25 protein-coding genes are annotated in these 22,515 nt (G+C 65.9%); 13 read left to right on the top strand and 12 right to left on the bottom strand.

What is annotated here, in order from left to right; translation table 11 throughout:
- Nucleotides 1-141 precede the first annotated feature (141 nt).
- Together C451_RS15990 and C451_RS24185 are read left to right on the top strand one after the other, a co-directional pair.
- Complete coding sequence (locus C451_RS15990) at nt 142-393, top strand: cupredoxin domain-containing protein (RefSeq protein WP_338035192.1); 252 nt, start codon at nt 142-144, stop codon at nt 391-393.
- Complete coding sequence (locus C451_RS24185) at nt 390-506, top strand: plastocyanin/azurin family copper-binding protein (RefSeq protein ID WP_338035193.1); 117 nt, start codon at nt 390-392, stop codon at nt 504-506. The genes C451_RS15990 and C451_RS24185 overlap by 4 nt, the downstream gene beginning before the upstream one ends.
- Nucleotides 507-622: 116 nt before the next feature.
- On the opposite strand, the gene C451_RS15985 is transcribed toward C451_RS24185, so the two are convergent.
- The 3 genes from C451_RS15985 to C451_RS15975 all read right to left on the bottom strand — a co-directional run bounded on the left by C451_RS15985 (nt 623) and on the right by C451_RS15975 (nt 3,033).
- Nucleotides 623-1,432: a DUF7847 domain-containing protein gene (locus tag C451_RS15985; protein ID WP_007742164.1), complete on the bottom strand. Its 810-nt coding sequence runs from the start codon at nt 1,430-1,432 to the stop codon at nt 623-625.
- A gap of 174 nt (nt 1,433-1,606) precedes the next feature.
- Nucleotides 1,607-2,128 carry a DUF7122 family protein gene (locus C451_RS15980; protein ID WP_007742155.1) on the bottom strand — a complete coding sequence of 174 codons (522 nt, stop codon included), beginning with the start codon at nt 2,126-2,128 and terminating at the stop codon, nt 1,607-1,609.
- On the bottom strand, nt 2,125-3,033 hold the full coding sequence (locus C451_RS15975) for an RsmB/NOP family class I SAM-dependent RNA methyltransferase (protein WP_007742153.1): 909 nt from the start codon (nt 3,031-3,033) through the stop codon (nt 2,125-2,127). Before C451_RS15975 ends, C451_RS15980 begins: the two co-directional genes overlap by 4 nt.
- 80 nt (nt 3,034-3,113) lie before the next feature.
- Here C451_RS15975 and C451_RS15970 point away from each other — a divergent pair, with 80 nt between their 5' ends.
- Nucleotides 3,114-3,851 carry a proteasome assembly chaperone family protein gene (locus C451_RS15970; protein WP_007742152.1) on the top strand — a complete coding sequence of 246 codons (738 nt, stop codon included), beginning with the start codon at nt 3,114-3,116 and terminating at the stop codon, nt 3,849-3,851.
- 439 nt (nt 3,852-4,290) lie between these two features.
- Here the strand turns inward: C451_RS15970 and map are convergent, their stop codons facing one another.
- Both map and C451_RS15960 read right to left on the bottom strand, forming a co-directional pair.
- On the bottom strand, nt 4,291-5,184 hold the full coding sequence (gene map, locus C451_RS15965; RefSeq protein WP_007742151.1) for a type II methionyl aminopeptidase: 894 nt from the start codon (nt 5,182-5,184) through the stop codon (nt 4,291-4,293).
- Nucleotides 5,181-5,981, bottom strand: coding sequence for an isoaspartyl peptidase/L-asparaginase (locus C451_RS15960; protein WP_007742150.1), 801 nt, complete (start codon nt 5,979-5,981; stop codon nt 5,181-5,183). Before C451_RS15960 ends, map begins: the two co-directional genes overlap by 4 nt.
- Before the next feature lie 101 nt (nt 5,982-6,082).
- Here C451_RS15960 and icd point away from each other — a divergent pair, with 101 nt between their 5' ends.
- Entirely contained in the window at nt 6,083-7,336 is a 1,254-nt protein-coding gene (gene icd / locus C451_RS15955) for an isocitrate dehydrogenase (NADP(+)) (RefSeq protein ID WP_007742149.1), read from the top strand.
- Nucleotides 7,337-7,343: 7 nt separating this feature from the next.
- Here the strand turns inward: icd and C451_RS15950 are convergent, their stop codons facing one another.
- Nucleotides 7,344-7,574, bottom strand: coding sequence for a hypothetical protein (locus C451_RS15950; protein ID WP_007742148.1), 231 nt, complete (start codon nt 7,572-7,574; stop codon nt 7,344-7,346).
- Between the two features lie 48 nt (nt 7,575-7,622).
- Nucleotides 7,623-7,958 (bottom strand): cupin domain-containing protein, encoded by a 336-nt coding sequence (locus tag C451_RS15945; RefSeq protein ID WP_007742147.1) that lies wholly within the window; start codon nt 7,956-7,958, stop codon nt 7,623-7,625.
- Between the two features lie 60 nt (nt 7,959-8,018).
- Here C451_RS15945 and C451_RS15940 point away from each other — a divergent pair, with 60 nt between their 5' ends.
- Together C451_RS15940 and C451_RS15935 are read left to right on the top strand one after the other, a co-directional pair.
- Complete coding sequence (locus C451_RS15940; RefSeq protein ID WP_007742146.1) at nt 8,019-8,543, top strand: DUF5817 domain-containing protein; 525 nt, start codon at nt 8,019-8,021, stop codon at nt 8,541-8,543.
- On the top strand, nt 8,540-8,893 hold the full coding sequence (locus tag C451_RS15935) for a hypothetical protein (RefSeq protein ID WP_007742144.1): 354 nt from the start codon (nt 8,540-8,542) through the stop codon (nt 8,891-8,893). The genes C451_RS15940 and C451_RS15935 overlap by 4 nt, the downstream gene beginning before the upstream one ends.
- A 77-nt stretch (nt 8,894-8,970) precedes the next feature.
- Here the strand turns inward: C451_RS15935 and C451_RS15930 are convergent, their stop codons facing one another.
- The gene (locus C451_RS15930) at nt 8,971-10,137 is read right to left on the bottom strand and encodes a hypothetical protein (RefSeq protein WP_152420486.1); all 1,167 of its coding nucleotides are present in this window, start codon (nt 10,135-10,137) and stop codon (nt 8,971-8,973) included.
- A 121-nt stretch (nt 10,138-10,258) separates the two neighbouring features.
- Here C451_RS15930 and C451_RS15925 point away from each other — a divergent pair, with 121 nt between their 5' ends.
- A complete protein-coding gene (locus tag C451_RS15925) occupies nt 10,259-10,990 on the top strand; it encodes an ABC transporter ATP-binding protein (protein ID WP_049913175.1) in 732 nt (243 codons plus the stop codon).
- A complete protein-coding gene (locus C451_RS15920; protein WP_007742141.1) occupies nt 10,991-12,235 on the top strand; it encodes an ABC transporter permease in 1,245 nt (414 codons plus the stop codon). It abuts the gene before it with no gap.
- Here C451_RS15920 and C451_RS15915 read toward each other — a convergent pair whose 3' ends face one another.
- Both C451_RS15915 and hmgA read right to left on the bottom strand, forming a co-directional pair.
- Entirely contained in the window at nt 12,236-12,604 is a 369-nt protein-coding gene (locus C451_RS15915) for a hypothetical protein (protein ID WP_007742140.1), read from the bottom strand.
- Between the two features lie 57 nt (nt 12,605-12,661).
- Entirely contained in the window at nt 12,662-13,873 is a 1,212-nt protein-coding gene (hmgA, locus tag C451_RS15910; protein WP_007742139.1) for a hydroxymethylglutaryl-CoA reductase (NADPH), read from the bottom strand.
- A gap of 79 nt (nt 13,874-13,952) precedes the next feature.
- On the opposite strand from hmgA, the gene C451_RS15905 reads away from it, so the two are divergent.
- The 4 genes from C451_RS15905 to nadC all read left to right on the top strand — a co-directional run bounded on the left by C451_RS15905 (nt 13,953) and on the right by nadC (nt 19,148).
- Complete coding sequence (locus C451_RS15905; RefSeq protein ID WP_007742138.1) at nt 13,953-15,482, top strand: amidohydrolase; 1,530 nt, start codon at nt 13,953-13,955, stop codon at nt 15,480-15,482.
- A gap of 151 nt (nt 15,483-15,633) precedes the next feature.
- A complete protein-coding gene (gene nadA, locus C451_RS15900; RefSeq protein WP_007742137.1) occupies nt 15,634-16,767 on the top strand; it encodes a quinolinate synthase NadA in 1,134 nt (377 codons plus the stop codon).
- 1 nt (nt 16,768) lies between these two features.
- Entirely contained in the window at nt 16,769-18,298 is a 1,530-nt protein-coding gene (locus C451_RS15895) for an L-aspartate oxidase (protein ID WP_007742136.1), read from the top strand.
- A complete protein-coding gene (nadC, locus tag C451_RS15890) occupies nt 18,288-19,148 on the top strand; it encodes a carboxylating nicotinate-nucleotide diphosphorylase (protein WP_007742135.1) in 861 nt (286 codons plus the stop codon). The genes C451_RS15895 and nadC overlap by 11 nt, the downstream gene beginning before the upstream one ends.
- Before the next feature lie 38 nt (nt 19,149-19,186).
- Here the strand turns inward: nadC and gpmI are convergent, their stop codons facing one another.
- Nucleotides 19,187-20,707: a 2,3-bisphosphoglycerate-independent phosphoglycerate mutase gene (gpmI, locus tag C451_RS15885; RefSeq protein ID WP_007742134.1), complete on the bottom strand. Its 1,521-nt coding sequence runs from the start codon at nt 20,705-20,707 to the stop codon at nt 19,187-19,189.
- A gap of 197 nt (nt 20,708-20,904) precedes the next feature.
- Nucleotides 20,905-21,903: a hypothetical protein gene (locus tag C451_RS15880; RefSeq protein ID WP_049913172.1), complete on the bottom strand. Its 999-nt coding sequence runs from the start codon at nt 21,901-21,903 to the stop codon at nt 20,905-20,907.
- A gap of 302 nt (nt 21,904-22,205) precedes the next feature.
- Here C451_RS15880 and C451_RS15875 point away from each other — a divergent pair, with 302 nt between their 5' ends.
- The gene (locus C451_RS15875; protein ID WP_007742132.1) at nt 22,206-22,439 is read left to right on the top strand and encodes a hypothetical protein; all 234 of its coding nucleotides are present in this window, start codon (nt 22,206-22,208) and stop codon (nt 22,437-22,439) included.
- The last annotated feature ends 76 nt before the right edge of the window (nt 22,440-22,515 follow it).

Below are 22,515 nucleotides of genomic sequence, written 5' to 3'. Positions count from 1 at the left end.
GAAGTACGTGAAGTTCAGATCGAGAAGATCTACTGCAACGAGTGATGTTTCACCGCACGATTTCCGATCAGTTCCGTCCGACAGTATAGTTCCACACGACGGGCGTTCCTCCGTAGCAGTGGCGGAATCCTCGCCGTCGCGATGGCCGGTTGTGTCGGAAGTTCCAGTCAGGGCGACTCGAACACGAAATCGGTCGGGATGACCGACGACCTGAAATTCGATCCGGGGACGGTACACGTTTCGGTCGGGACGACCGTCGTCTGGAAGAACACGACCGACGCGAGTCACACCGTGACGGCTTACGAGGCGAAGCTCCCGACAACGCTGCGTACTTCGCCAGCGGCGGAGCGGACTCCGAGCAAGCAGCACGGGAGAACGTCAACGGTGGGCTGATTCGTTCCGATGAACAGTACAAACACACGTTCGAGCAGACGGGTCAGTACGGCTACTTCTGCATCCCGCACAAACGTTCGAAGATGGTCGGCCCGGTCGTCATCGAGGAGTAGCCGGCAGTTTCCCGACGCCGGATATCGAACCACTAGTGGGACACCGATGCGAGCGATGCTTCTTCGAATCACGATCGTCTCGATCGGATCATCGCTCCAATCGTCAGGAGTGTCAGCTACGGCGACGTGCTCGACTCAGTCGGACGGATGTCACGATAGAACGCGACCCCGTAGGTCATCGAGAACGCGCCGACGACGCCGGTGAGTACGAGGAACACCACTGCAGCCACGGCGATGACGCCGAGCGAAGATGTCTGTACGCCCCCGGTCGCCGGGAACGCCCCGACCAGACCGAGCACAGCCCCGAACGCACCGAAAACACCGCTGATGAGCATGACGACGAGCATGTAGCCGAGCGTGCTGAGTTTGTGGCCGCGGACCGCCCCCACGCTACGCTTGAACCCATCGACAGCGCCGAGATCGTCGATCACGATCGCCTGGCCGAAGAACTGGATGAAGAAGAACAGCACGAAGTACAGCAGGAACGCCACCAGAACGACGGCAGCGATGGTGAGGATCGCGGCTCCGCCGGACGCATCACCGCTTGCGGAAACGACGGCAAAACCGCCGATAGCGCCGATGAGGAACAACGCGATGACGTACACCACTCCCAGTCCCATCATGATGAGAAGGGCACCGAGCATGGAGACGTAGTTCGCCTTGCCGGCACGCACGAACGTCCCGAGGCTCGTCGTTCCCGTGACGGCTTCGTTGCCCATGCCGATGATGCCGCCGAAGAAGAACGGATAGAGCACCAGCAAGAGCAACGAGAGCAGTCCGGAAACGATCACAATGGTGGGTGAATCGACCGACTGCATGAATAGCTGTGGCAGTTGGACGAGTCCGAGCACCAACGCGACGACGACAAGGATCGGATTGCGGATCACTGCGGCGATCGACCGACGTCCTGCGGATATCGCACCCATGTCAGCACCGAATGTAGAGGGCCATCAAATACTTTGTTACCGACACCGAGCGAAGACAGAAAGTCGCTGCTGAGCCATCGACCTCGAACACCCGTGAGTCTCGAAACACCTTCCGAGCCGCTTACCGTCGTCTCACTCGTCAACAGCCGTGGAGGTCCTGCTGAGGCGGTCCGGTCATTCTCCACCGATCAGTTCACGGCGTCGTCCCTTCGGCACCTGTGAGCGGAGTTCGCCATCGATGAAGAGGCCGACGCCAAGGGGTTCGACGTCGCCAGCGAGGTCGTGCGCCGCGATCAGATAGCCCCAGTCGCCGTCCCAGTCGATAGGCTGGTCCTCGCCGGCGACGAACCGTCGCGCTTCGGCATCGGCCAACTCGACGACGTTTTTCCCGGCGTGCCGTCCGAACCGCTGGACCGCGTTCGTGGTCGGTTTCCAGTGTTCCTGACGCGTGCGGAGAAACGTCATCCCGAGCGCCTCGGCTTCGAGCGGGCTCGCCGCCTCGCCACGAAACGCCCAGAGCTTCCCCCCACCTTTCTCCCAGAACGAGTAGTGCTCGAAGATCTCGGGGGCGATCGCGTAGCGCTCGTCCCAGAAATCGAGAAGCTCCTGGCGCGTGGCTCGGCCCTCGACGACGCGCTCGTCGGCGGTGGCAGGCAGGCGATCGAGCTGCGAACCGTCGTTCGTTCGATCGCTCATCCGCCGACCTCCACTTTCGCGCAGAAAAAGCCGCCCGTATCGTTTAGATGGGGGTAGATCCGTTTGGCCTTCCGCACACTCCGATCGAACGCTTCGCCCTGCCACTCGGTGACGCCGGGACGTGTTTCGAGCGCACAGGAGAACTCGACGAGTCGGCAGTCCTCGGCCGAAAGAACGCTGTCGAGCACGGCCTCGTTCTCCTCGGGCGCGAACGTACAGGTCGAGTAGACCACGCTCCCGCCAGAGCGGGTCGCCTGCACCGCCCGCCGGAGGATCGACTCCTGCGTTGCGGCGATGGAGTCGATATATTCGAGCGACCACTCGTCGAGCGCGTCCGGGTTCTTCCGGATCGTCCCCTCGCACGAACACGGCGCGTCCACGAGCGCGCAATCGAATTCGTCGAACTCGAACGGTTTGAGCGAATAGTTCCGTGCATCGCGGTTCGTCACCGCCATCGAGGTGACGCCGAGACGTTCGGCGTTGAATCGGAGCGCCGAGAGCCGGCCCAGACTCCGATCGTTCGCGACGATCGTTCCCTCGTCGTCGGCGAGTGCAGCGAGCTGGGTCGCCTTCCCGCCGGGGGCTGCACAGGCCGCCCAGACGCGTTCGTCGGGCTGGGGATCACAGACGAGCGCCGGCAGCGTCGAGACCTCCTCCTGGCCGTGCAGCCAGCCGTGATAGGCTCCCCACGTCCGGCCCGGGCTGGTCGAATCGAGTCTGAGAAGGCCCGGATGCCACTCGACGGGCTCGTACGCCACACCCTCGTCGTCGAGTGCGTCCATCGCCCGCTCGGGCGTCGCCTTGATCTCGTTCACCCGGACGACCGACGGAAGCGGGCGCTCACAGGCCGCACGGAACGCCCGGAAATCGTCAACGAGCGGTTCGTACCGTTCGAGAACGTCCATTGGGAACCAATCCGTCCGTGGTCGCTTGTCGATTTCGGAGTCGGGGGAGCCTTAAGGTGCCCCGTGACGAAGATGCCAGCATGGCACATATCGACGTCGCGGCGGACGATATCGACCTCGACGACCCGACGCTCGTCGAGGGGCTGCCTGGTGTCGGGTTGGTGGGCAAGATCGTCGCCGACCACCTCGTCGATGCCTTCGAGATGGACTACTACGCCGGCATCCACTGCAGCGGCGTCCCGGAGGTCGGCGTCTATCGTGGCGAGCGCTCGGCCCTCAGACCGCCCGTGCGCCTCCACGCCGATGCCGAACGAGACCTCCTCGTCCTCCAGAGCGACGTCCCGGTCTCGCCGAACGAGGCGACCGGGTTCGCCGACTGCGTCACCGGCTGGCTCGCCGACAACGACGTCACGCCGCTCTACCTCAGCGGCCTGCCCGACCAGTCCGACGAGGTACCCGAAGTGTATGGAATTTCGACCGGTTCAGGCAACGACCTGCTCGACGAGGCTGGCATCGTCCCACCCGCCGAGGGCGGTCTCGTGAGCGGCCCGACCGGCGCACTGCTCTATCACGCCGATCGAGCCGACCTCACGAGCGTCGGTCTCATCGCCGAGACCAACCCACAGTTCCCCGATCCCGAAGCCGCCCGCGCGGTGCTCGAACACGGCATCGAACCGCTCACCGGCATCGGGATCGACACCACGGATCTCGTCGAACAGGCCGAAGAAATCCAGGAAGCCCGCGAACGCCTCGCCGAACGGATGCACCAGGCCGACGACGAGAGCTCACAGGCCGAACCGATCCGGATGTTCCAATAAGTAGTACCTTTTTACTGCGGGGGTTGCCTACGGCAACCCCCACTCGCAAAAAGCTACGCTAAAAACACCCGCTCGCTCCCGTCGGTCGCTCACGGCGAACCGCGCTCGCTACGCTCGCGCGGACACTTTGTTCTCCGCAAACCGTACCACACAGCACCGCTGAAGCCCTCGGCACGCTCACTGCGTTCGCTACTCGCTCCCTTCGGTCGTCTGCTCGCGGGCCGGAGGCCCGCTCGCACGGTACGAGGGACCTCCGGTCCCTCGCTACTCGCGCCTCGCCCTTCATCCGCCAGGNGTCGTCTGCTCGCGGGCCGGAGGCCCGCTCGCACGGTACGAGGGACCTCCGGTCCCTCGCTACTCGCGCCTCGCCCTTCATCCGCCAGGACCGCACCGCCAACCGAAACCGCCCCGCAACTGCCGACGGCTGTCGGCCACCGTTTCAGCGCTGGGTCGTCACTTCGCAGCCGTCCTCGGTGACGATGATGGTGTGCTCCTTCTGGCTGACGAGATTGCCTGCGCTCTCCTTGAGCACCGGATAGCTGTGGACGACGTTCTGGCGTTCGAGCCGGCGCAACGCCATCTCCGGCCGATCGACGTCGAGCCAGCGCGTCGCGAACGGGAGGGTCCGGAACTCCTCGGTGATCTGATCGAGCGCCTCGCGCGCGTCGCGGTTCCTGACCGAGCGCTCGTTTTCGAGCGCGAAGATCTCGGCCTCGTTGCCCTCGCCGACCTTGCCGCTGCCGTCGGTGGCGAACGGTTCGATGGCGACGACGTCGCCGGCTTCGAGTTCGACGCTCTGGCTCACCGCGCGGTTCGGGATGTTCGGCGGCGTGTGCTGTTCCCAGTGGGCCAGCCCGTGCCCGGTGAGATTGACGACCGGGTTGTAGCCGTAGTCGTCGATGACCTCCTCGATGCGCGCGCCGATCTCGCCCGTACTGACGCCCGCCTCGACGAGTTCGAGTGCGGCCTCCAGCGCGGCTTCGGGCGCTTCGGCGAGGTCGGGGTTGTCCGAGAGATCGACCGTGACGGCGGTGTCGGCGAGCCAGCCATCGACGTGGACGCCGATGTCGAGGTTCACCATCTCCTCGCCGAAAGTGGTCTCCTCGTCGATGCTCGGCGTCGCGTGGGCGGCCTCCTCGTCGATCGAGATGTTGACCGGGAAGGCCGGCTCGCCACCCAGTTCCCGCGTGCGCTCCTCGGCCCACTGGGCGATTTCGAGATGGCTCACGCCGACCTCGACGCGCTCTGCGGCCTCGTCGCGCACCTGCGCGAGGATCTCGCCCGCTTCGCGGCATTTCTCGTGCTCCTCGTCCGAGAGGTCCACGTCGCTCATACCGTGCGATGGGGCGTTCGGGCCAAAGGTCTGCCNGAGCCGGTCAACGCTTCGAACTCGTCGATGGCGTTCGCCGCGGCGTCCGCAGGGTGTTCGCCGTCTTCGAGCCGTCGCACCGCCTCCCGCGCGAGCGTCGACCGGGCGATGTCCTCGCCGGCACCGGTCGCGCTCGCCCCGCCGGCCGGCGAGGCGTAGAAACCACAGCCGATCTGCGGCACGTCGCCGACCCGACCGGCGAGGGCGAACCAGCGCCCGCCGGTCGAGGTCGCGGCCGCGACGCGTCCCTCGTCGACCGCGACCGCACCGACCGTGTCCGCCCCGCCGAACCGCTCACGTACCCACTCGATCCGCTTCTCCATCTCGTCCGTCTCAGGTGGGTCGGCAGCCGCGAACCGTTCGCGCGTGTGGTCGGTCGTGAGCTCGTCCGGTTCGATGTCGAACCCCTCGGCGAGCGCGACGGCGTGCTCGCCCGCGAGAAGTACGTGCGGCGTCTCCTCCATGACACGACGAGCGACGCCGACCGCATGACGAACACCGGCCATCGAACAGGCCGCACCCGCCTCCCGCTCGTCGGTCATGATCCCGGCATCGGTTCTGACGACGCCGTCGGCCTGGATCGCCCCGCCGATCCCGGCGTTGAATCGTGGGTTCGATTCGAGGACGTCGATCGCGCGCACGACCGCCTCGACCGGCGTCGATGCGTCCGTACCGACGGAAGCGGCCTCGTCGAGAACCGACTGTCGCCGTTCGGGGTCGTCGGGTTCGTCGCCCGCACCGCCATGCACGATGAGCTGCATGGTTCGTGATGCGACAGCAACCGGCATAACGATCCCGAAGCCGTCCTCAACGGACGTTTGCGAAAGACAGGCCTTTTGGTACGGCCGGGCGAATCTTCGGTATGTCTTATGAACGGGTCGACGTTCCGAGCGCGGGCGAGCAGATAACCAGCGACGACAGCGAGTTCAACGTACCCGACGATCCCATCGTCCCCATCATCCACGGCGACGGCATCGGGACCGACGTCGCTCCGGCCGCCCAGCGGGTACTCGGCGCGGCCGCCGAAGCCACCGGCCGTGAGATCCACTGGATGCGCATCTACGCCGGCGAATCCGCCCGCGAGCAGTACGACGAAAACCTCCCCGACGACACGCTCGACGCGCTGCGCGAGTTCAAGGTCGGCATCAAGGGCCCGCTGACGACGCCCGTCGGCGCGGGCTACCGAAGCCTCAACGTCGCGCTCCGCAAACGACTCGATCTCTACACGAACATGCGGCCGACCTACCACATCGAGGGCGTCCCTTCCCCCGTGAAGGATCCCGACGCGATGGACATGGTCAACTTCCGGGAGAACACCGAGGACGTCTACGCCGGTATCGAGTGGGAGGCCGGCACCGACGAGGCCGAACAGGTCCGCGAGTTCGTCGAGGAGGAGATGGGCTTCACCGAGTCGATCCACGACGGGCCCGTCGGCATCGGCATCAAACCCATCTCCGAGTTCGGCACGAAACGGCTCGTCCGCCAGGCCATCGATTACGCGCTCGAAAACGACCGCGAATCGGTGACGTTGATCCACAAGGGTAACATCATGAAGTTCACCGAGGGCACCTTCCGCGACTGGGGCTACGAGGTCGCCCGCGAGGAGTACGGCGAGAACGTGATCACCGAGGACACCCTCTGGGACGAGCGCGACGGCGAAGCGCCCGACGCCGACGTGGTCGTCAACGACCGCATCGCCGACAACATGCTCCAGCAGATCCTCACCCGAACGGGTGAGTACGACGTCCTCGCGATGCCGAACCTCAACGGCGACTACCTCTCGGACGCCGCCGGCGCACAGATCGGCGGATTGGGCATCGCCCCCGGCGCGAACATCGGCGACGGCCGCCTGCTCGCCGAACCCGTCCACGGCAGCGCGCCGAAATACGCCGGTCAGGACAAGGTCAACCCGACCGCGATGATCCTCTCGGGACGCATCATGCTCGACCAGCTCGGCTGGAGCGACGCCGCCGGCCTGATCTACGACGGCGTCGAGGACGCCATCTCCTCGAAGAAAGTCACCTACGACATCCACCGGCAGATCGACGGCGGCGAGAAACTCGCCACCAGCGAGTTCGCCGACGTCGTCGTCGACAGCATCGAAGACAACGCCTAAATCGACGCTACGACAGCCATCGCCGAATTTTTGCGACGTACTGCGGCGTTCGAGAGACGATTCGTCCGAGACCAATGATGAACAGCACTGCTGCCCCAGCCGTGACGAGCCAATTGATCAACGTGGGAATCGGACCAGCTGTGAAACGAGTGACAGCGAACGCAACGACCGCGAGCAGCCAGATGGCGTAGAGCGCGAGGCCGACCGTCGTACCGGTGCGTCTGAGCGTTCGGTTCATACGTTCTATTCGGGGGAAGGTGGAATAATCGTTTCGTAGGGCCGTCCTTTACTTTGCCCAGTCGGGGTTCTCTCTGGGCGGGCTGAACACGTCGATGCCGCGGACGATTTCCTCGCCACGGTTTTCGACGCCGTGGGACTCCCCGCTGGCGAGCACGTAGCTGTCGCCCGGGACGAGTTCGCGCTCCTCGCCATCCAGGAGGAAAGTCAGGGTTCCCGCGACGAGATAACCGGCCTGCTCGTGGGGGTGGCTGTGCGCCGGGACGCTCGCACCCGGTTCGACCGCGAACCGTTGAACGCTCGTCTCTTCACCGCTGGCCAGCATCGCGAGGTGAACGCCGTCGATCGCCTCGGTCGATTCGCGTTCGGTGCCGATGATTTCCATGACCGCTACTCGTTCCGTGGCTACCTAAAGGTTCAACAGGATCGATCTGCAAATTCGGGTATGTACGCGGTCGTCGGCTGCAGTGACTGCGAGAGCTTCTGGGTCGTCGAGGGTCGCCCGGAGACGACGAGCTGTCCCGGCTGTCGCACGCGCCATCGCTTCGAGCAGCTCGCGAAGTTCGCCGAGACCGACACCGCCGACGCCGCTCGCCAGGCCCGGACCGCGCTGTTGGCCGATCGCAGCGAACACGCGCCCGACGATCTGGACTCGTTCACCGCGCTCGAATCACAGGCCGAACGAGGCGGGATGAGTGACGACGAGTATCTCGAACGGTCGGGGCTCGACGCCGAAACGGTGCGCGAGGCGGGCGAGCGCGCGACCGAGGGTGGCGAGGGAAGCGGAAGTCAGAGCCGGATGGACGTCGTCCGCGCGGCACTCACCGATCTCGATCGCCCGACCGAAGAGGAGATCACAACGTATGCGCGCGAGCGTGACGTCCCCGCGGAGTTCACCGAGCGCGCGCTCGAAAAACTCGTCCGCCGGGGTGCGGCGAGCGAACACCGCGGCGAGTACCGGTTGCTGTGAGCGACCGTGAGTTCGACCTCGCGTCGGTCGTCGTGGGCGGGTTCGTCGCGCTTGCGGGCATCCTCTTTCTCCTCGAACCGCTGGTTGGACAGATTCCGGTGTTCGGCGTGCCGACGCCGGCGTTCGTGCTCTCGGCGTCGGTGCTCACGGTCGGGTTCGGTTTCGGCGCGGTGGTGTATTACCGTCGCGGTCACCGCCTGTTCGGTCTCGCCCACGCGGTCGGTGCCGGCGGGTTCGGGCTGGTGGTCGGCGGCACCGCCGTCGGAAGCGGTAGCGTACTGATGCTCGGTGTCGCGGTGCTTGTCGGCGGGTCGGCGTTCCTCGTGAGTCGGTCGTCGCGCCGAACGTGATTCATAAACGTGCGCTCGAAAACCCGCCCGACGGAGCGAGGTGGGCGAACACTGCGGTCGCTACCGCTTGCTCTGGGTCACTGAACCGCTTCGGCGAGCGCGACCGCCTCGTCGGTCGAGCCGTCGGTGACGAGCGCGCGGGTGCTCTCCCCGTCGGTCCAGACGACCACCGTCCGATCGTCCATCGTCGCCGCGGTCGCGTCCGCTCCGTCGACGGTGACGCTCGTTCCGTTCAACCGTTCGTAGGGGACTTGCTCACCGTCGGTCGTGACGAGCGTGGCGTTCGTCGCGCCGTCCGCGTACTGCTGGGCGACGATCGTCCCGTCGCCGGTCCCCGCGACGGTCGCCTCCTCGAACTCGAACCCGTCGGCGGCCAGTGTCGGGAGGTCACCGTCGACGGCCTCGTTCGTGGCGTCGAACCCGTCGTAGCTCTCGGTCGTGCTCGCGGTGCGGTCGGCCGGCGGCGCGAACGTGCTCTCGTGGACGCTCGCGTTGAAGCGCTGGTCGTCGTAGCGCACGGTCGTCGTGTTCACCCCGTCGGTGACGCGCGCCTCGAGCAGTCGCGAGTCGTTCGTTGCGACCCACATCGTGCCCTCGACATCGACGCTCTCGTTGTCGTGGCTGAGTGAAACGACGTACGCCTCGGTTCCGTCGACGGTTTCGGTGCCGGTCCGGGTCGCGCTGAGGTTCGCCTCGGAGAGGTTCGTCGGCAGCGAGCTCTTCGCCTCGTCCCACTCCGCCGGCAGCGATTCGCAGTCGACGGTCGAGAGGTTCGCGGCAGCCGCCTCCATCTCGTCGGCACCGGGTGCCGAGTCGTTGGCGTCGAACGTCGCCGCGCGCTCGCTGGCCGCCTCACAGAGCTCGCTCGCGTTTTCCGAACTGTTCTCGACGGTCCACGCACGCTGGAGCGTGGGCGAATCGACCCAGGCGATGCTGCCGTTCGTGCCCATCGCCACCGTTCGACCGTCCGTCGTGAGCGCGACGCGCGCGCCCTCGTCGTCGGCGAGGGCGTACTCGACGGTGCCGGTGTGGTTCGCGCTCGCGTTCGACATCGTAACGTCGGCGCTACCGGTGAGCGTCTCGGCGCTCTCGTACGTCTCGTGAGTATCGTTGAGAATAGCTTCACCGGACGGACCATCGGTCGACTGGGCGAACGCCACGCCGCCGACGACCACCCCCACGACACAGAGCAGCACGAGGGCGATGGCGGGTGAGACGCGCCCACGGGTTCCGGAATCGTCCATTGCCAATTCTTCGCACTGGACGAGTAAATACCCACGGTCGCGGCCCAAATCACCCGTCGTCCCTCTCCGTTCGGTGTCGAGCGACGACATCTTCATTGGGCCGAGTCCGCTATCGCTCGCAGTGAGTTCCACAGCCGGGACGTCGTCGGCCGACGATAGCGTGGTCCGCCTCGCGGACGTGCGGAAGACCTACGACCTCGGCGGCACGGTCGAGGCGCTCGCCGGCGTCTCACTCGCGCTCGCTGCGGGCTCGTACACGGCGGTGATGGGACCGAGCGGATCGGGCAAGAGCACGTTGTTGAACCTCGTCGGCGCGCTCGACACGCCGACCGAGGGTCGGGTCACGGTCGCCGACCACGACGTCGGGACGGATTCGGAGGCCGAACGCGCCGGGATCCGCGGCACGGAGATCGGATTCGTCTTCCAGACGTTCAACCTCATGCCGCGTCTGGACGCGACCGAGAACGTCGCCCTCCCTCTCCTGTTCGACGACTGGTCGCGCGAGCGCCGCCGCGAGCGCGCCCGCGAACTGCTCTCGCTCGTGGGACTCGGCGACCGTCGCGACCACCGCCCGAACGAACTTTCAGGGGGACAGCGCCAGCGCGTCGCCATCGCCCGGGCGCTCGCCCCCGATCCCGCGGTCGTGCTCGCCGACGAGCCGACCGGCAACATCGACACCGAGACCGGGGCGGAGATCATGGGGCTGCTCGACGACGTGAACGCCCGCGGCAACACCGTTCTCCTGGTGACCCACGAGCGAGCGATCGCCGAACACGCCGACCGGATCGTCCACATCCGCGACGGGACGATCGAGTCGATCGAATCGCTCGACGGGGCGGGACGGGACGCGTAGATGGACGCCCGCGAGACGCTGCGGATGGCCGGGCGGTCGATCCGCTCGCACAAACTCCGGTCGGCGCTCACGGTGATCGGCGTGGTCATCGGGATCGCGTCGGTCGTGACCTTCGCCTCGGTCGGCGCGAGCGTCGAGGCCGACATCGTGAGCGAGGTCGGCTCGTCGAGCGCGAGCAACGTCTACGTGCTGCCGACGCCCGCCGGTGAGGGCGACGACGGACCGGGGTTCGGCGGAGTCAGCCAGCCCGTGTTCACCGAACATGACGTCAAGCAGTTGGAGAAAACGAAGGGTGTGCGACAGGTCCTGCCACGTGGAAACGTCCGCGTGAGCGCGCTCACTCACGCCAACGACACGGTTTCGAGAAACCAGATCACCGCCACGACGCCCGCCTCGTTCCCCCAGGACGCGATCGTCGCCGGCCGAGCCTTTCGCTCGGGTGCCAGAGAGGCCGTCGTCAGCCGCTCGGCGAGACAGGCCTTCGAAAGCAACCTCTCGGTCGGCGACACGCTCTCGATCGAAACGGAGGACGGCAACGCGACGACCGTCGACGTCGTCGGTGTCGTCAACCGGACGGCCGGCCAGTTGCCCTTTGCCTCCTTCGCCGGCCAGCCGCGGTTCTACGTGCCGACCGACCCGTTCTACGAGCGCACCCTCGAAAGCCCGGCCGTCGGCGCGAGCCAGCGTGCCTACCCCCAGCTCACGGTCGTCGCCGACCCCGCGCGGGTGAGCACGGTGAAGGGAAGCGTCCAGAACTATCTCGCCGGGTCGGACGCGGCCGAGCTGAAGCCCGAATCGGTCGAGCTGACGGCGCAGACGAGCGGTGACTTCGTCGAGGAGATCCAGGATATCGTCGGCCAGGTCACGCGGTTCGTCACGGCGATCGCAGTGATCGCGCTCGTCGTCGCCGCCATCGGCATCGCCAACATCATGCTCGTCAGCGTCGCCGAGCGTACCCGCGAGATCGGGATAATGAAGGCCGTCGGCGCGCGCAACCGCGACGTGATGGGGCTCTTTCTGGCGGAGGCCACGGTTCTGGGCGCTGTGGGGGCCGTCGTCGGCCTCCCCCTTGGAATCGCGGTGAGCTACGGCGCGACGGTCTACGCCGAGGTGGCGTTCACGCCGGCCTACGGCTGGTTCGTGATCGCCGTCGCCGTCGGCATCCTCGTCGGCGTCGTCGCCGGGCTCTACCCGGCGTGGCGCGCGGCACGCGTCGATCCGATCGACGCGCTTCGCTACGAGTGATCAGGGATCGCTGTCGTCGTACTCGACCGGGACGATGCGTTCGTCGCCCTCGTGGTCGGCGTTCAGGTCGACTTCCTCCTTCAGCTCCGGACGCACCTCCGAGCCGAGGCGTTCGGCGAGTTTCTCGATTTCTTCGTCGTCGAGCTCCGCGTCGGGATCGGGCAGATCGAGGTCGCCGACGAACCGTTCGGGCCGCAGCGCGACGCCCGATTCGGGCTGCGTGAACCCGTTTTCGTTGGCAAGGAGTTCGGTCCGTCCATCGCCGTCGACGCGGATCGCGGGCTCGCCGGGCATCGATTCGACGTACTTCTGCTGAAGCGCCGTGACGACCAGGTCCGGGTCGAGGACGACGCGTTCGATCTCGGTCATGGCGTCCCCCGTTTCTCGCTCCTGATTTATGTCGTCTCTGGCCGCGGCCAGACCATCCTATCGACCGAGTTCGGCGTGCGCGCTGGAGAGATGCCGGGAGGCGAGCGCCCCCAGAAGGGACAGTTCGCCCGCGAGCGCGCCTGCGGCGATCACCTCGGCGAGCCGGTCGGCGTTCGCACCCGGCGGGTCGCCGCCGCCGCGCAGGCCGAGCACCGAGAGCCCCTCGGACTGGGTGGGCAGTTTCGTCCCGCCGCCGACGGTGCCGACCTCCAGACTCGCGAGCGAGACACTCGCGTACAGTTCGTCCTCGCGGGCCTCGACGGTCGTGATGGCGTTCGCCCCCTCGACGACCTGCGCGGCGTCCTGGCCGGTCGCCAGAAATGCGGCGGCGACGACGTTCGCTGCGTGCGCGTTGAATCCCAGACTCCCCGCTTTAGCTGACCCAATGAGATTCTTCCGGGTGTTGAGCTCCGCGATCGCCGCGGGAGTGGCGTGCAGGCGCTCCTCGACGACGTCGTTCGGGATCCGCACGTCGGCGGTGACGCTCCGGCCCCGCCCCTCGACGGCGTTGATCGCGGCGGGTTTCTTGTCGGTACAGAGGTTGCCGGAGAGCGCGACGAGTTCGGCGCTCGTCTCGCTCTCGACGACCTCACAGGCCTCGCCGGTGGCGATCGTCGCCATGTTCATCCCCATCGCGTCCTTCGTGTCGTAGCCGAACCGGAGGAAGACCGAATCCCCGACCGCGTAGGGCGTGATGTCGACGAGTTCGCCGTGGCTCGTCGTCGCCTCGGCGGCGTCGGCGAGCGCGTCGCGGTTGTCGCGCACCCACTCGACGACCGCCTCGGCTTCGACGATATCGGCCACTCGAAAGACCGGCGCGCGCGTCATCGCCCGCTTGGTGACTCTGGCGTTCGCACCGTCGGCCGCCCGGAGCACCGCACAGCCGCGGTTGACCGAGGCGACGAGTGCGCCCTCGGTCGTCGCGAGCGGCAGATATGTCTCACTATCCGCGCGCTCGCCGGCGACCGGCAGCGGGCCGGCGACGCCGAGCGGGATCTGTACCGTGCCGATCATGTTCTCGATGTTCGGCTCGGCGTCGGCGGCGTCGATGGCGTACTCGCCGACCGTATCGAGGGTCGTTTCTGCGTCGTCCGCGACGAGTTGCCGGCGTGCAGTGGCGGCAGTGTCGGCGTCGGCGTGCGCTTCCAGTTCGTGCAGGGCGATCTCGCCGTCCTCGACGCGGTCGACGAGCTCCGCGGCGTCGCTCATGGCTCACCCCTCGGCGGGGCGGTTCTAACCAGTTCCGCTATCCCGAAGCGTTTTCGCGCCCGCCGTACCTCCCAAAACCATGACCGACCCTGCCGATCTCGTGCTCACGAACGCGGAGATCCACACGCTCGCCGCCCCCGACACGACCGCCGAGGCACTCGCGGTGCGCAACGGCGAGATCGTCCGCGTGGACTCGGCCTACGAGATCGACTTCTTGGATGGCGTCGAGACGACCACGATCGATCTCGACGGGCGCGTTCTCCTCCCGGGGTTCATCGACGCCCACACGCACATGACGGCGGTCGGCAAGCGCCTCGTCCACGCCAATCTCGCGGACGCCGACAGCCGTGCTGAAGGAGTCTCGCTGCTCGTCGAGCGCGCCGACGCGACCGACCGCGAGTGGATCCTCGGCTACGGCTACGACGAGAGCGACTGGAGGAGTTCACGCTATCTCGATCGGTCGGATCTGGACGACGTGAGCACCGATCGGCCGGTCGTGGCGTTCCGCGAGGACATGCACACCGCCAGTGTCAACAGCGTCGTCCTGGATCGACTCGGGAGGGAACTACCCGACGACGATGTCCGAACCGAGAACGGTGATCCCACGGGCGTGGTCGTCGAGGACGCGCTCGGGCCGATCCGCGACGCCATCGCCCCCGATCGAGCGGAGACGCGTGAACTGCTGCTCGCGGCACAGGAGTACGCCACCGAACGCGGCATCACGGGCGTCCACGACATGGTTCGGCAGTCACACGCACCGCGGGCCTACCGCGATCTCGACCTGGCGGACGAACTGGCCGTGCGCGTGCGACTCAACTACTGGTCGGATCACCTCGACGCACTCCGAGAGGTCGGACTGACGACCGATCACGGCAGCGAGTTCGTCCGCACGGGCGCGATCAAGACGTTCACCGACGGCAGTCTCGGCGGGCGAACGGCGAAGCTCAGCGAGCCGTACGCCGACGCGCCCGACGCGACGGGCCAGTGGGTCGTCCCGCCCGCCGATCTCGACGATCTCACCCAACGCGTCGACGACGCCGATCTCCAGATGACCGCCCACGCCATCGGCGACGCGGCCATCGACGCCGTGCTCGACGCCTACGAGCGGACCGACGCCGCTGACGCACGCCACCGCATCGAACATCTCGAACTCCCGTCCGAGGCGGCGATCGAACGCCTCGCCGAGCTGGGTGCCGTCGCGTCGGTCCAGCCGAACTTCCTGAAGTGGGCCGACGAGGATGGGCTCTACGACGCCCGCCTCGGCACCGAGCGGCGGGCGCGCTCGAATCCCATCCGAGAGCTGCTCGACGCCGGCATTCCCCTCGCCTTCGGCAGCGACTGCATGCCGCTCGACCCGCTGTTCGGCATCGGGCAGGTCGTCGCTGCACCGGACGAGCGCCAGCGCCTCACCGTGACCGAGGCGCTGCGCGCGTACACCGCGGGTGCGGCGTACGCCGGGTTCGACGAGGACCGACTCGGAACGATCGAACCGGGCAAGAGGGCCGATTTCGCCGTTCTCGATCGCTCGCCGTGGGAGGCAACCGACATCGCGGCCATCGACGTGGCGATGACGGTCGTCGATGGCACGATCGTCCACGACGCGCGCTGATCGTCGGTCGTCGGCCATCGATTATCGATTGACCAACTCCTTTTTGATCACGTGTCGTACTGGACAGTCGCACGTATGCTGAACGCTGTTTGAAGTGAAAATCTTTTCAAAGTCGGGTACTGGTGGCTAGCGCTGACGGAGAACGGGAACCATGCCAGAACTCGAAACCACACCCCTCGAAACAGAACTCAGCCTCTTCAAATACGACAATCTGGAGCGGCTGCCGTCACAGTACCGCGATCTCGCCGAATCTGAGCGCTCGAAGCGGATCGCCGCGGCACGCGACGAGCTCGGCGACGACGTGCTGGTGCTCGGTCACAACTACCAGCGCCGGGAGATCGTCGAGCACGCCGACTTCATCGGTGATTCCTACGCGCTCTCGCAGCGCGCCGCCGAGTCGGACGCCGACTACGTCGTCTTCTGTGGCGTGACGTTCATGGCCGAGTCCGCGGACATCATCACCGACGACGACCAGACGGTGTTGCTCCCGTCGATGGAGGCGTCGTGCCCGATGGCCGGGATGGCCGAGGCGCTTCAGGTCGATGCCGCGTGGGCCGAGATCACCGCGGCCGCACCCGACGAGACGATCGTGCCGGTGACATACATGAACTCCTACGCCGACCTGAAGGCCTTCTGTGCCGATCAGGGCGGGCTGGTCTGTACCTCCTCGAACGCCCACCGCGCCTTCGAGTGGGCCTTCGAACGCGGCGACAAGGTGCTCTTCCTCCCGGACAAACACCTCGGCGAGAACACCGCTCACCGGTTGGGAATGGAAGACAGCACTGCCGTCTGGGACCCCTGGGATCCCGAAGGAAAGGACGCCGACGAGGTGGCCGACGCCGATATCGTGCTCTGGGAGGGCTATTGCCAGGTCCACGAGCGATTCCGCGAAGACCACGTCGCACAGGTCCGCGACGAGCATCCCGACGCGAACGTGGTCGTCCATCCCGAGTGCCGGCGCGAGGTCGTCGAGGCCGCCGACGTCGTGGGCTCGACGAGTACGATCACCGACACGGTGGCCGACGCCGACGCGGGCGAGACGTGGGCCATCGGCACCGAGATCCACCTCGCGAACCACCTCGCACGGTGGCATCCCGAGGTTGAGGTCGTCCCGCTCTGTGGCGACGCATGCATGGACTGCAACGCGATGCGCCAGATCGACCCCAACTATCTGACGTGGGTGCTCGACGGACTCCGCGAGGGCCAAGAGCGAAACGTCATCGAGGTCGCTCCCGGGGAGAAAGAGCGCGCCGCCGTGGCGCTCGACAGGATGCTGGAGATCTGAAATGGCTGACGAATCCGATCCGACGACGGCCGACGTGCTGGTGGTCGGCAGCGGCGTCGCGGGCTGTGCGGCGGCGCTCGGGGCGGCACGTGCGGGCGAGGACGTGGTGGTGGCGACGAAGGCCGAACGGCCGAAGGACGCGACGAGCTGGTGGGCACAGGGCGGTGTCGCCGTCTCGCGGAGCAACGCCGAGGGGTTCAAACGGGACATCGTCGCGGCGAGCGACGACACGGCCGATCCCGACGCAGTCGACGTGCTGGTCGAGAACGCGAACGAGGCCGTCCGCGACGTGCTGATCGAGACGCTCGACGTGCCGTTCGACACCGAGGCGGACGATCCCGACACGTTCGACTATGGCCGGGAGGCCGCCCACGGCGAGCGCCGTATCCTCCACGTGAACGCGAGCACCGGCCGGCACGTCCTCGGCCCGTTTCTCTCGTATCTCGACGACCACCCGAACGTCACCCTCCGCGAGGACACCGCGGCGCTCGATCTCCTCACGCGCGAGGGCCGCGTCCATGGCGCGCTCTGCGAGCACGACGGCGACCTTGACCCGATATACGCCGGATCGACCGTGCTCGCGACGGGCGGCATCGGCGCGCTCTACGGGCGCTCGACCAATCCCGACGGTGCGACGGGCGACGGGATCGCGATGGCCGCGCTCGCCGGCGCGGACGTGGCGGACATGGAGTACGTCCAGTTCCATCCGACGGCCTATGCTGGCGAAGTCGCGACGCCGTTCCTGTTGAGCGAGGCGCTCCGCGGCGAGGGTGCGATTCTGAGAAACGACGACGGGGATCGGTTCATGCCCGAGCACCATCCCGACGCCGAGCTCGCACCGCGTGACGTGGTCGCCCGCGCCGTCGCCGCCGAACGCGAGCGGACGGGTGACGTTCTACTGGACGTTTCGTCGCTCGATTTCACGACCGAATTCCCGGATCTCGCGACGAACTGTGACGAGCGCGACGTCGATCATCGAACGGGCATCCCGGTCGCGCCGGCCGAGCACTTCCTCTGTGGCGGCATCGCGGTCGACTCCCGTGGGCGGACGAGCCTCGACCGACTGTTCGCCGTCGGCGAGTGCTCCCGGACGGGCGTCCACGGCGCGAACCGGCTGGCCTCAACGAGCCTGCTCGAAGGATTGGTCTGGGGGTTGCGTGCCGGACGGACCGCTGCCGCGAGCGGGGCCGACCCCGAGATCGTCGACGTGCCCGACCTGCGCGACAGCGATCCCGCGCTCCCGGCGGCGTTCGCGGCGGAGAAGTTCACCCGCCTTCGCGAAGTGATGGACGAGTTCGTCGGCCTCTCGCGGAGCCCGTCAGGGCTCCGGCGAGCGAGCGCGGCCATCCGGCGACTCAAGGGCGAGGTCGATGCCTACGTCCGCACCCGCACCTCGCGGGAGCTCTACGAACTCCGTGCTGCGACGGTGACGGCGCTTTTAATTACCCGGGCCGCACGCGAGAACACCGACTCCCGTGGCTGCCACCATCTCGTCGTCACTACCGACGAGCCCGAGGTTCATGCCGATTGATCGCAGTCGCATCGAGCGCTGGCTGCGCGAGGATCTCGGCCATCACGACGTGACCAACCACGTGCCGGGCGAGACCACGGGGAGATTGGTGGTCACTGAGGACGGCGTTGCTGCGGGGATCGAAACCGCCGCGGCCGTTTTCGATCACCTCGACGTCGAGGCAAAGGCGCTCGTCGACACTGGTGAGCGCGTCGAGGCGGGCCAGCGAGTGTTGGCGGTCGATGGGCCAGCGCGAGCCGTCCTCCGTGGCGAGCGCGTCGCGGTCAACGTCGCGGCCCACGCCTCGGGGATCGCGACCCGAACGCGTGCGGCCGTCGACGCTGCCCACGAGGCGAGCACGGCTCGACGGGCTTCGGCTGATCGAACGGCGAACAGGCGTGGAACCGACGACGAGGTTCGGATCGCCGGCACACGCAAGACGACGCCCGGCCTCAGAGGGATCGAAAAGCGCGCCATCGCCGCGGGCGGCGGTGACACGCATCGCCTCGACTGCTCGCAGATGGTGATGGTGAAGGAGAACCACATCGCCGAGATGGGGTTCGAGAGCGCCATCGGACACTTCCGCGAGCGCGCGTCGTTCACCACGAAGATCGAGGTCGAGGTCGAACGCCCCGCGGACGGTCGGCGGGCCGCCAACGCCGGCGCGGACATCGTCCTCTTCGACAACCTCGCACCGGACGCGGTCGCGAAGGGTGTCGCGGAACTGCCCGACGACACGCTTGCTGAGGCCAGCGGCGGCATCACGATCGAGACGGTGCCCGAGTACGCCGCCACCGGCGTCGACGTCATCTCACTGGGCTCGCTCACCCACTCGGCACCGGCGCTCGACTACTCGTTTCGGACGGGCTGAATCCCGGGAGTTTTCGCAAAGCAGGCGGTGGGCAGGCCTCAGTCGATCAGTGATCGGCCGGTCATCGCCTCGGGAACCTCGATCCCGCAGCGTTCGAGCACGGTCGGTGCGAGATCGGACAGCTCACCGCCGTCCCGGATGCGTTTTGTGCCATCGCTGCCATCGGCGGCGAGGAAGACGATCGGCACTGGGTTTTTCGTGTGCGTCGTGTCCGGATCGTCGGGCGTCCCCATGTCGTCGGCGTTGCCGTGATCGGCGGTCACGAGCACGTCAGCCCCCGCCTCGCGGCAAGTTTCGACCAGTCTGGCCAACTGTGTGTCGACGGTCTCGACGGCCTCGACGGCCGCCGCGAAATCGCCCGTATGACCCACCATGTCCGCGTTCGCGTAGTTGAGCACGAGCACGTCCGGGTCCTCCGATTCGACGACGCCGATGGCCGTGTCAGTCACTTCGACGGCGCTCATCTCGGGTTGCTGATCGTAGGTCGGTACGTCTGGGCTCGCGACGATCTCTCGGTGCTCACCCTCGAACTCGACTTCGCGCCCGCCGTTCAGGAAGTAGGTCACGTGGGGGTACTTCTCGGATTCGGCGATTCGTAGTTGGGTCCTCCCGTGTGCCGCGAGCGTTTCACCGAGCGTGTCGGCGGGCTCGTGGGGTGCGAACGCGACTGGGAAAGAAAACGTCTCGTCGTACTCCGTCATCGTCACGAGCTCGATTTCGGGCGGGGTCGTCCCGTCGTCCCACTTCGGCCGCGTATCGGTGAGCATGCGGACGAGCTGGCGCGCACGGTCGGCACGGAAGTTGAAGAAGAGGACGCTGTCACCGTCCCGAACCATGCGTTGTGCTCCGCCCTCGATCAGCGTCGGCTCGACGAACTCGTCGGTGTCGCCACGCTCGTAGGACTCTTCGACCGCTTCGACGGCCGTCGGGGCCGTGTGATCGGCCTCGCGCTCGACGATGGCGTCGTAGGCCCGCTTCGTGCGCGCCCAGTTCTCGTCGCGATCCATCGCGTAGTAGCGCCCCGAGACGGTGGCCACGTCGCCCGTCCCGCACCGTTCGATCACACCCTCCAGATCCGTGAGATACTCGACGGCGCTTTTGGGGGGCGTGTCTCGTCCGTCGGTGAACGCGTGCGTGACCGCCTTAACGCCCCGCTCGGCGGCGATCTCGACGAGCGCGTGGAGATGGCGCTGGTCGGAGTGGACGCCGCCGTCGCTCACCAGTCCCATCAGATGGATGCGACCGTCGTTCGCCTCCGCGTGGGCGAACGCCTCCTCGATGGCCTCGTTCTCGACGAGTTCGCCGTTCTCGACCGCTCGTGTGATGCGGGTGTAGCTCTGGTCGATGACCCGGCCCGCGCCGATCGTGAGGTGGCCGACCTCGCTGTTGCCCATCTGGCCCGCCGGAAGGCCGACCGCCCGCCCCGAGGTATCGAGGGTGCCGCTCGCGCCGCGGTCGGTGAGATCGTCCATCGTCGGCGTGTCGGCCTCACAGACCGCGTCGAGTCGGTCGTGGTCGCCGAGTCCCCAGCCGTCGAGCACGACGAGTGCCGCCTGCATACCCCGATTTTCGCCAGCGATGCGTAACTACCCTTCGCACTCGTCGGTTTCACTCGGCCGCCGAGTCAGACAAATGATGGTAGCCACCGAATTCGGCTTGGAGAATCAGGATCGTCCAGTCGACGTCTCGCGGTTCCACTGTACTACGAAGAACGGGATGGCACCCTCCTCGGACCGACTCCGCAGCCCCACTGAGGTTATCCCGGACTCCGCCGGTTTTTCTCCGGAGAATCACCGTCTTCGGTGGGATCAGTAGGGCGTTCATCGTCGGATTCGGCCTCGGCGTTGGCCATCAGCTCCTTGAACTTCTTCGATCTGCCAGCGATAGAGTCCATCATGTTGCTGTCCGGCGTTTTGTTCCGTGATTCGATGAGGAAGGTGGTGATCACGACTGTCTTGACCCATGGCCGAAGCACCCCGAGATAGATCGTCAACGCGATCCCGAAGACGACCACCCAACCAAGGACTTCGAACGTGCTCGACATCCCACCGAGGACACCCGCAAGTGGAGACAACAGGAACAACAGCGCGAAGGTGACCACGTACATCCCGCCCACGATGAGCAATGTCGACCCCAGCACCGACTTCCACGTCTTCCCGTAGAGCACGACCCCATCTCGGGCCGCCCGCCAGTTGTTCTGTTCAGGGTTGAGAAACGTGTGGGCGAGTATCGCCTCGTCGATATAAGAGGCCGCGAGAGCGATTCCTCGTCGGAGGAACGTGAGGATGGTTTCGAGCGTCGGAACGAAATCCACGAGCCCCGAAAACGAGATGACCGATCTGTTGAACTGTTTGACGACCGACTTGATCAACTGATCCACGACGAACAGACTGCTTGCCTCGGTGAAATTCCCCTTCACCGCGTTCGTTCCGAAACTCCATTGGTTCGCTGGGGTCGTCCCGGTATCGATAGTGTGAGCGATGACGGCAATGTGACCCGCATCGACCAAATAAAGGACGTACTTTCGAGCGAATCGCACGACACCGAGGAAGATGAGCGTCGCCACCAATAGCCCGACCCCGGCGATCAGCACGGAGATCGTCCCCGAATCCAAAAGCGAGAGCAACACCCATCCGACGATCCCGAAGTACAGTGCGGTGATGAGACCGAACAATGCCCCGGCAACGACTCGCAACGCAACGAATGGCAGCGTTTTTATAAAAACGCTCGTTGCTTTTCTGAAGTGAAACTTCATGGGGTATCATGAATTTTACGCCTATATATGCGTTGCCAAAACGACTGAATAAGATGTCTTTAGCTACTCTCTACGATTATCTTAGACCGCCAAATGTTTCATACGCTGTCTGACCAGTCTTCTTGTTACTGCTGATAACGAGGTATTTCTGCATCTCGACGATCTGTTTGTTCGGGAAATCTGAACGAAACTACCTATTCCATGCTCGTGGTAGAATGTTTTTACAACTCTATAAAACACTCATACAAGTTTGAGATCGATTGATCGGAAGGTACATATCACACTGACGGGTTCGTATAGCAATGAACAGATCGAGATTCACACCGACTCAAGGAATAACGATCGTTGTTCTCGGCTTACTTATCGTCAGTGCGCTTGGAACTGTCCCCACGGGCGTCCTCGCACAGACCAGCGAAAGTGAACCGAACGACGCTCAGGATGCTGCAACTGTCATTGAGGATTCGGAGGTCAACGGCGAGATCGGTGACGAGGGTGATGTAGACTGGTACGAATTCAGAGTTGAAGGGCTCTATTGAATCCGCAGAGGGCAGCGGGATTCACGATTTGAGCGCCAGTTCGAGGTTGTAGACCGCAGCGGTGAGCGTGATCTCG

Origin of the sequence: Halococcus thailandensis JCM 13552 (assembly GCF_000336715.1) — an archaeon.
Classification (GTDB): Archaea; Halobacteriota; Halobacteria; order Halobacteriales; family Halococcaceae; genus Halococcus; species Halococcus thailandensis.
Note: the sequence above shows the minus strand (reverse complement) of the source record. Positions and strands in the feature narration are given on the sequence as shown.

Coding starts and splice junctions, on each gene's coding strand:
- C451_RS15990 (WP_338035192.1), top strand. CDS start 142: ATGGCCGGTTGTGTCGGAAGTTCCAGTCAGGGCGACTCGAACACGAAA.
- C451_RS15985 (WP_007742164.1), bottom strand. CDS start 1,432: ATGGGTGCGATATCCGCAGGACGTCGGTCGATCGCCGCAGTGATCCGC.
- C451_RS15980 (WP_007742155.1), bottom strand. CDS start 2,128: ATGAGCGATCGAACGAACGACGGTTCGCAGCTCGATCGCCTGCCTGCC.
- C451_RS15975 (WP_007742153.1), bottom strand. CDS start 3,033: ATGGACGTTCTCGAACGGTACGAACCGCTCGTTGACGATTTCCGGGCG.
- C451_RS15970 (WP_007742152.1), top strand. CDS start 3,114: ATGGCACATATCGACGTCGCGGCGGACGATATCGACCTCGACGACCCG.
- map (WP_007742151.1), bottom strand. CDS start 5,184: ATGAGCGACGTGGACCTCTCGGACGAGGAGCACGAGAAATGCCGCGAA.
- icd (WP_007742149.1), top strand. CDS start 6,083: ATGTCTTATGAACGGGTCGACGTTCCGAGCGCGGGCGAGCAGATAACC.
- C451_RS15950 (WP_007742148.1), bottom strand. CDS start 7,574: ATGAACCGAACGCTCAGACGCACCGGTACGACGGTCGGCCTCGCGCTC.
- C451_RS15945 (WP_007742147.1), bottom strand. CDS start 7,958: ATGGAAATCATCGGCACCGAACGCGAATCGACCGAGGCGATCGACGGC.
- C451_RS15940 (WP_007742146.1), top strand. CDS start 8,019: ATGTACGCGGTCGTCGGCTGCAGTGACTGCGAGAGCTTCTGGGTCGTC.
- C451_RS15930 (WP_152420486.1), bottom strand. CDS start 10,137: ATGGACGATTCCGGAACCCGTGGGCGCGTCTCACCCGCCATCGCCCTC.
- C451_RS15920 (WP_007742141.1), top strand. CDS start 10,991: ATGGACGCCCGCGAGACGCTGCGGATGGCCGGGCGGTCGATCCGCTCG.
- C451_RS15915 (WP_007742140.1), bottom strand. CDS start 12,604: ATGACCGAGATCGAACGCGTCGTCCTCGACCCGGACCTGGTCGTCACG.
- hmgA (WP_007742139.1), bottom strand. CDS start 13,873: ATGAGCGACGCCGCGGAGCTCGTCGACCGCGTCGAGGACGGCGAGATC.
- C451_RS15905 (WP_007742138.1), top strand. CDS start 13,953: ATGACCGACCCTGCCGATCTCGTGCTCACGAACGCGGAGATCCACACG.
- nadA (WP_007742137.1), top strand. CDS start 15,634: ATGCCAGAACTCGAAACCACACCCCTCGAAACAGAACTCAGCCTCTTC.
- C451_RS15895 (WP_007742136.1), top strand. CDS start 16,769: ATGGCTGACGAATCCGATCCGACGACGGCCGACGTGCTGGTGGTCGGC.
- nadC (WP_007742135.1), top strand. CDS start 18,288: ATGCCGATTGATCGCAGTCGCATCGAGCGCTGGCTGCGCGAGGATCTC.
- gpmI (WP_007742134.1), bottom strand. CDS start 20,707: ATGCAGGCGGCACTCGTCGTGCTCGACGGCTGGGGACTCGGCGACCAC.
- C451_RS15880 (WP_049913172.1), bottom strand. CDS start 21,903: ATGAAGTTTCACTTCAGAAAAGCAACGAGCGTTTTTATAAAAACGCTG.
- C451_RS15875 (WP_007742132.1), top strand. CDS start 22,206: ATGAACAGATCGAGATTCACACCGACTCAAGGAATAACGATCGTTGTT.